7 protein-coding genes are annotated in these 7,347 nt (G+C 58.2%); 3 read left to right on the top strand and 4 right to left on the bottom strand.

Features of this window, described 5'->3' with window-relative positions; genetic code table 11:
- The 3 genes from HQL56_16730 to HQL56_16720 all read left to right on the top strand — a co-directional run.
- Positions 1 to 172, top strand: a 172-nt coding sequence (locus HQL56_16730) for a hypothetical protein (protein MBF0311162.1), incomplete at its 5' end; no start/stop codon positions are given.
- A gap of 182 nt (positions 173 to 354) precedes the next feature.
- Entirely contained in the window at positions 355 to 624 is a 270-nt protein-coding gene (locus HQL56_16725) for a BrnT family toxin (protein MBF0311161.1), read from the top strand.
- Positions 621 to 899 carry a BrnA antitoxin family protein gene (locus HQL56_16720; protein ID MBF0311160.1) on the top strand — a complete coding sequence of 93 codons (279 nt, stop codon included), beginning with the start codon at positions 621 to 623 and terminating at the stop codon, positions 897 to 899. Before HQL56_16725 ends, HQL56_16720 begins: the two co-directional genes overlap by 4 nt.
- Before the next feature lie 104 nt (positions 900 to 1,003).
- Here the strand turns inward: HQL56_16720 and HQL56_16715 are convergent, their stop codons facing one another.
- From HQL56_16715 to HQL56_16700, 4 genes are all read right to left on the bottom strand, one after another.
- Positions 1,004 to 1,618, bottom strand: coding sequence for a class I SAM-dependent methyltransferase (locus HQL56_16715; protein ID MBF0311159.1), 615 nt, complete (start codon positions 1,616 to 1,618; stop codon positions 1,004 to 1,006).
- A 54-nt stretch (positions 1,619 to 1,672) separates the two neighbouring features.
- Entirely contained in the window at positions 1,673 to 4,771 is a 3,099-nt protein-coding gene (locus HQL56_16710) for a type I restriction endonuclease subunit R (protein ID MBF0311158.1), read from the bottom strand.
- Between the two features lie 372 nt (positions 4,772 to 5,143).
- Positions 5,144 to 6,196 carry a Fic family protein gene (locus HQL56_16705; GenBank protein ID MBF0311157.1) on the bottom strand — a complete coding sequence of 351 codons (1,053 nt, stop codon included), beginning with the start codon at positions 6,194 to 6,196 and terminating at the stop codon, positions 5,144 to 5,146.
- A partial coding sequence (locus HQL56_16700; protein MBF0311156.1) for a restriction endonuclease subunit S occupies positions 6,193 to 7,347 on the bottom strand: 1,155 nt, incomplete at its 5' end. The genes HQL56_16700 and HQL56_16705, both read right to left, overlap by 4 nt.

The raw sequence follows: 7,347 nt of genomic DNA, 5'->3' as shown, positions 1-7,347 counted from the left end.
GTGGTGGATTCACGGGGTGCAGATTCGGCTGACGCCGCTGGCGGCGTTTCTGGTCTTGTCGGGGGTGGGAATCCTGGCGATGCTGCATCCGGGGGGCATGCCGATGCTGGCGGCTACGGCGGGGTTGGCGGTGGTGGTGGCGGGACGGGTGGTGCGGGCACAAATCCTTTGACTTTCAATATTTAATCCTTTAAATATCAATAAAAGAAAATGTTCTGCCCTTTGACTTTATAATTCATCTTTTCTTGTAACTAACTAAAACAGCCTAGCTTCTTTAAAACTTCCTCAAAAACAAAGGACTCCGTTCGGCGAATTTCGTTGAATGTATGCACAATCGGATGTACGCTTGTAGCCATGAAAATCGTATGGGACATTGCCAAGGCCAAGACGAACGAAGAAAAGCACGGGGTCTCTTTTGCGGATGCCTCGATTGTTTTGGATGATCCCATGGCGTTGGTATCGGAAGGCGACAGCCAGGGAGAGCAGCGGTTTCAAGCCATCGGGGCAGATGCCAGGGGGCGGGTTCTGGCGGTAATTTTCACCTATCGGGGGGATTGCCTTCGCCTGATCAGCGCCCGCAAAGCCGAACGATGGGAACGACAACTATACGAGGATGAGCCATGAAGACCAAAGAGGGGTTTGATTTCAGCAACGCCAGGCGTGGTCCGATCCTTCCGCAGACCGGCAACAAGGAGCGCATCACCATTCGGATCGATGCCGATATACTGGATTGGTTCAGAGGGTATGTGGAAAAGGCGGGTGGCGGCAACTACCAGACCATGATGAACGATGCCTTGCGGGAATATGTGGAGCGCAACCGGGAACCGTTGGAAGAGACCTTGCGGCGGGTCATTCGGGAGGAGTTGGAAAAGGCGGCCCGTTCGCCGCAAGCGGCCTGATGGGTTATGGGTCGGAACCTTGCACGCCGGATCGCGGTAACGGCAAACGTCCCAGGGCGCTGCCCCGGACCCGCCGATAATCCCCCCCGGCCCCCCGTTATCCTCTACCGGGCATTGATCCAGTAGTGGCAGCCGCCCAACCTCTCTCCGCACGCCGTCTCCCGCCAACCCCCGTCGCTCAACTGGCGACGCAGGGCTTCGGGCAACAGCCGCTCCTCCTCCGGCGGCCCCGCCACGCGACCGGGCTCCCGCTCGGGACAGCTCCGCGCATGCCCCCAATCCAGCACCGCCAGCAACCCACCCGGACGCAACAGCCGACGCGCCTCGATCAACGCCTCCGTAACCCGCACTTCATGCAGGGTGAAGGCGCAAAACACCGCATCCCATTGCCCCGCCGGCAAACCGGTGTCGAGAATATCCGCCACAACCGTCCGCAAACGGGGCGAATCGCCCAGGCGCTCCCGCAGAAGCGCCAGAACGGGCTCCTGCAACTCCACCCCGACAACTCCACCCGTCTCGCCGACCGCCTCCAGCAGCGCGGGAGTGAAAAAACCGGCCCCACAGCCCAAATCCACCACCTGCATGCCGGACCCGATCCCCATCTCCCGCACCAACGGCAAGGGATCGTCGATCAACCGCCGCTGCGGGTCCAATAACGAGGCGGCGCGGCTGGGGTCGAACCGATGTTTGGGTTGATGGCCTTCAGGGCGATGGGTCATGGAATCCTCCGGACAGGGTTTCGATCATCGGGAAGTGCGCTTCCGCACCACGGGTCAGGCGGCGGCGCTGCGCGCCCGAAGCGCCTCGTACAGATTGGCCGGTCCCAGCAGGATGTCCCGCAGGCCGAGACGAACCTTATCGGAGTCGAGGGCCTGTTTGCTCATGGTGGTGTGGGCGGCGAAGGCGTCCATGATGGCGTTCATCAACTCCCGGTCCAGATCGATTGAGTCGGAAAACCGCTCCTTGGTGTTGATGGCCGCCTGCTGTATCAGAATCGCCGACTCCAGGAGCTTGCCCTTCAGCACCTGGTTGACGTAAATCAGCTTGTCATCGTCCGAAAGCTCCCCTTCGAAGAGGGTATTGACCTTTTGGATGATCTCCGCCAGCAAGGCCTTCTCCTTCTCCCGAACCTCGCCGCTGCCCGTTTCGGTCATGGGCTGCAGCCTGTCGACCTCGCCTTCGCCAAGCGGCAGGTTTTTCCGGCCCTGATCCCTGAGCTTGTGATGGGTCAACCGCACCTTGGAAAGATCCACCCCCTCCCGTTCGCGCCCGAATTCCAACAGAGGCAGCAGACGCCGGAAGAAGATGGCCCGCTTTTCCAGAGCGGTGTTGCCATAGTCGAACAACTGCGACAGGAAGAGATAGACCCGGAGAAAAGCTCCCAGATTGTGTTTGAACTGCTGCAATACGGCGATTTCATCCTTGGCCGCCTGCTCATCACCACCCTCCCGCAAAACCTCCTGCGCCCGGCGATATCGCCGGAGAAGCCGGTCCGCCACCGGTTCCAGAGCCGCCGCCAGTTGCGCTTGGGAAGCGCCGGGATCCAGCTCCACCCTGACCACCCGCTCCACCTCGTTGTCATCGTAATAGCCGGTGGCATCCAGTCGGGCTTTCAGGTCGTACACCAGATTCGGATCGGTCACGCCGGCCAGTTGCGCCGTTTCATGATAGGTTTTGAAAGCGGTCAAAATTTCTTCCGGGTCATTCACGAAATCCAGAATGCAGGTGGTCTCCTTGCCCGGAAAGGCCCGATTCAGGCGGGAGAGGGTTTGCACCGCCTGGATACCGGCCAGCCGTTTGTCCACGTACATCCCGCACAACAGCGGCTGGTCGAAGCCGGTCTGGAACTTGTTGGCCACCAGGAGAATGTGGTACTCGGAGGTGGCGAAGGCTTCCCGGATGTCGCGCCCACGCAGATGGGGGTTCAACGTGGGGCTGGTTTCGCTGAAGGTTTCGGAACCGGACGGGGCATCGTTCACCTCGCCGGAGAAGGCCACCAGGGTTCCCAGGCGATAGCCGCACTGACGAATGTAATGCTCCATGGCGAGTTTCCAGCGCACCGCCTCGACGCGGCTGCCGACCACCACCATGGCTTTGGCGCGCCCCTCCAGCAGCGGGGCGACATTCTCGCGGAAGTGTTCCACCACCACCTGCACCTTTTGAGCGATGTTGTAGGGGTGCAGGCGCACCCAGCGCAGAATGCCCTTCAAGGCCTCGCTGCGCTCCACCTGATGTTCATCCCACTCCTGACCGTCGTGGGTCAGTTTGAAGGCCAGTTTGAACGAGGTGTAGTTGCGCAGCACATCCAGGATGAACCCCTCCTCGATGGCCTGTCGCATGGAATAGACATGAAACGCGGCGGGCAGATTGGTAGCGGAAGCGGGTTGGTCGGGATCCGGGCGGCGACCGAAGATCTCCAGGGTTTTGGCCTTCGGGGTGGCGGTGAAGGCAATGTAGGTGATGTTGGCCTCGTTGCAACGGCTGGCCATTTGAGCGGCCAGCATCTCTTCCATGCCAACCTCTCCGCCGTCTTCCAGCTCCTGAAGCTCCTGGGCCGAAAGCACCTGCTTGAGTTTGGCCGCCGCCGCGCCCGTCTGGGAGGAGTGGGCTTCGTCCGCGATCACCGCGAAGCGTTTGCCCTGGGTGGCGGCCAGTTCGTAGACCGCCTGCATGGCGAAGGGAAAGGTCTGCAGAGTGCAGACCACGATTTTTTTGCTGCCCGAAAGCGCCTTGGCCAGCTCGCTGCTCTTGCTTTCGCGTTCTCCGGTGATGCTGGCCACCACACCGGCCGTGCGTTCGAAACCGTCGATGGCCTCCCGCAACTGGGCATCCAGCACCGTCCGGTCGCTGACCACCAGCACCGAATCGAACAACTTGATCTGGTTTTCGTCGTGCAGGGCCGCCAGGAAATGGGCCGTCCAGGCGATGGACATGGTTTTTCCCGACCCGGCGGAATGCTGTATCAGGAACTTGCCACCCCTCTTTTCCGTCAGCAGGGCTCGGACCAGACAGCGGGTGACATCCAGTTGATGGTAACGCGGAAAGGTCCACCCGGTGATGCGCTTTTTGGCGTCCTTGTTGGCCACCAGATATCGGCCCAGAATTTCCAGCCAGGAGTCCCGCTGCCAGACCTCTTCCCACAGATAGGCGCTTTGATGGCCTTCGGGATTGACGGGATTGCCCATGCCGCCTTCGTTGCCCTTGTTGAACGGCAGAAAGCGGGTGGCCTTGCCGTCGAGTCGGGTGGTCATGCGCACGTCGGAGTTGCTGACGGCGAAATGGACCAGCGCCCCGCGGGGGAACTCCAGCAGGGGTTCCGCCGCGCCCTGACCTTTGGGGTGCGGGTGGCGGTCGAAGCGGTACTGATCCACCGCATCCTCGACCGATTGGGTGAAGTCGCTCTTCAGTTCCACCGTGGCCACGGGCAGACCATTGAGGAACAGCACCAGATCCAGGGCGTTTTCGTTGTGCAGCGAGTAGCGCACTTGTCGCGCCACCCGCAGCCGGTTGGCTTCGTAGCGGGTTTGCAGTTCGGGATTCATGGCCAGCGCCGGTTTGAACTGGGCCAGGATCAGAGGTTGCCGCAGTCCCAGCAACTCCACGCCGTGACGCAGCACCTCCAGGGCGCCCCGGTCATCCAGTTGTTTGCGCAGGCGATCGAGCAGGGTCGTTTCCGCCGCCGCTCCGTGGTTCTTGAGCAGCGCCTCCCACGCCCGGGGCTGGGTCTGCCTCACCCAGGCCGTTACGTCGGCGGGATACAGCGCCAACCGGCGATCGTAACCGCTCGCGTCGTCCGGATCATGCAACCAGCCATGGTCCGCCAAATGCCGGCAGATGTCGTTTTCGAAGGCGATTTCCCGGTGCAGGTTCATGGCGCGCCTTTTAATATTTTTCTTTTAAGTATCAAAAAAAGAAAATGTTCTATCCGTTGACGTTATTCTTTAAAAAATTATTGAAAGAGAATAAATCAACGTCAAAAGACAGAACATTTTCTTTTTTTGATTTCTAAAAGATAACATATTAAAACAATACCGCTACCCGTGTTTGGTCGAGCGTCGCCCGCTCTGTTCACGTAACGGATGCAGAATGCCTTCTTCACGCATTTTGCGCAAGAAGAGCCGCGTCGGATTCAAAATCGCGCCGGAACCGGCAATCTTCCAGGCCATCAATGGATGAAATCGCATTTAATGGATTAAATGTGGGGTATTTAATCCATTCAAGGTGATTTCATCCCTTTCCAGATCTCACGAGAGCCTCCGCCAGGTGGCGGCGCGGCCTCGTCCTTCGCTGATAATGCGGCCTTCATGCTTCATTTTGGTCAGCGCGGAGCGAATGGTATCGCGGCCTACCAGTGGGCAACGCTTTTCCACCTCGGCAAGGCGGAACTGAACGGGCAAGGACTCCACCGCCCGTTCGACCATGCGGGTTCGCGCCCCATGATCCAGGTCAACGGCCGTGTTTCGTTCCAACTCCCGGTAGGCAGCCAGGACCACCCCCAGGAGATAGTCGGTGAAGGGGGCGTGATCGTGTTTGCCGGCGGCCCAATCGGTATCGGAGAGGGCGAGACTGTCGTAATAGGTGGCCTTGCTCTCCTCGATCAGCCGTTCCAGGCTGACATAACGGCCCACATCGAAGCCCAGTCGGTGCAACAGCAACAGGGTCATCAATCGGGCGACCCGGCCATTGCCGTCGGGAAAGGGATGGATGCAGAGGAAATCATGAATGTAGAGCGGAATCAACAGCACCGGCTCGATCTCTCCCGCTTCCAAAGCGGCGGCGAAGCCGTCATGCAGGGCGGACATGGCCGTTGCGGTCAGCGCCGGAGTCACCGTGCGCAAACGAATCCGGGAGATGGTCCCGGTTGCATCTTTTTCCACGATGTCGTTCGCCGCCTGTTTGTATTGACCCCCGCCCGCCGGGGTATAGCGCATCAGGGTTTGATGCAATTGCCGGACGATGTTTTCGGTCGGCGGCATGTCGGCGGCGTTTTGATGGATCATGGTCAACGCATCGCGATATCCGGCCAGTTCGGACTGGGAGCGATCGGTGGTGGCGGGGTCGGCGGCATGACGCACGATGCGGTCGAAAGTATGTGGACCGACTTCGACATTTTCCATGCGGCTGGAGGCTTCGACACTTTCGATGATGGCCACCTGCCGCAGTCGCTTCAGCACCTCCGGTTTGGTCTGCGCCCAGAGAGTCTGTTTGCCCCGATATTCGGCCAGTGTCGCCACTGTCCGCACCAGCCGCAGCGGAACGACAAAGCGGGACAGATAGCGGGCGGAAAAGGAACTCATGCCGCCCCCCTGTTCCCAAGACCCCGCACATCGATCTTGCCGGTCACGGCAGCGGAGATCAGTGCGGAGCGGCGCTCTTTCAGCAGCTCGATGGCCCGTTGCGCCTCGGCGGCGAGGGCGTCGAGCCGGGCGGTCTGTTGGTCGAGATGGGCAACTATGGCGGATTGTTCCGGGAGGGGGGGGATCGGTACAATGAGGTCCAGAGCCATACCAATATTGAAATGCTTCTGGATTGCCCCATCAGAACCTAATTCAAACTGCCGAGTCGCCATATCTGAAGACAGATACCAACAAAGATATTTTTCATATCCATTTTCTGGTTTTCTAATGATAATAAGATCAATACAATTACACCCATCCAGATCTAAAGGAACGACGGCAGTTGTTCCTGGCTGCCCTGAGCGTACTACAACTAAATCTCCAGCACGAAGCCTAGATTTGTTCAATAATATATTGGCCTCAGATGAAATATAGACTAAATTGTCACGATTTACTTTTCCAGATTCTATATTTAATGATCTAAGCGCTGGAACCCCTTCATCGCAGTAGTATTTTGATGGTTCAACGACTATACCAACAGTTATCCCAGGACTGATATGCCGTAGTCGCTTCACCCCCCAATGTTCCGGCACCTTCCCCAGCCATTCCACGCCGCTGTCCTTCATCGGGGCGTCGGGGTTCAACCCCTTGGTGACGGCGTGGGAGATGAGGGCCTGACGCTTCTCCTTCAACAGGACAATCAGCTTTTCCTGCTCGGCCACCAGCGCATCGATTTTGCCAGTCTCCCGGTCCAGGAAAGCGGCAATGGCGGATTGTTCCGGAAGGGGGGGGGTAGCAATGAGACATAACCCTAGCTCCTCAGCATTCAGGTGCGGCTGCGCTGCACGTTTTCTTACAATATCTATTTGACCTTCTTTTAAATAGTTACTTAAAAAGGTAAATTGAACAAATTCTGGATTTGCCTTATGGCACCTTAGGACCATATCAAAACCAGCAATAGATCGCGCATATGTTCTCGAGATAATCGCTGAATCCCCCGTGTAAGCCCCGCTTCTTACAACAATTATATCGCCTTCCGCTAACCAAACAATTCTACTTATTTGAATGTCCTCAGGTAAGACAAAAACCAATCCCTCCTCACAAATCTTTCC

This window comes from Magnetococcales bacterium (assembly GCA_015231925.1).
Classification (GTDB): domain Bacteria; phylum Pseudomonadota; class Magnetococcia; order Magnetococcales; family JADGAQ01; genus JADGAQ01.
The sequence above is the reverse complement of the archived record's forward strand: the minus strand, read 5'-3'. Positions and strand labels throughout refer to the sequence as shown.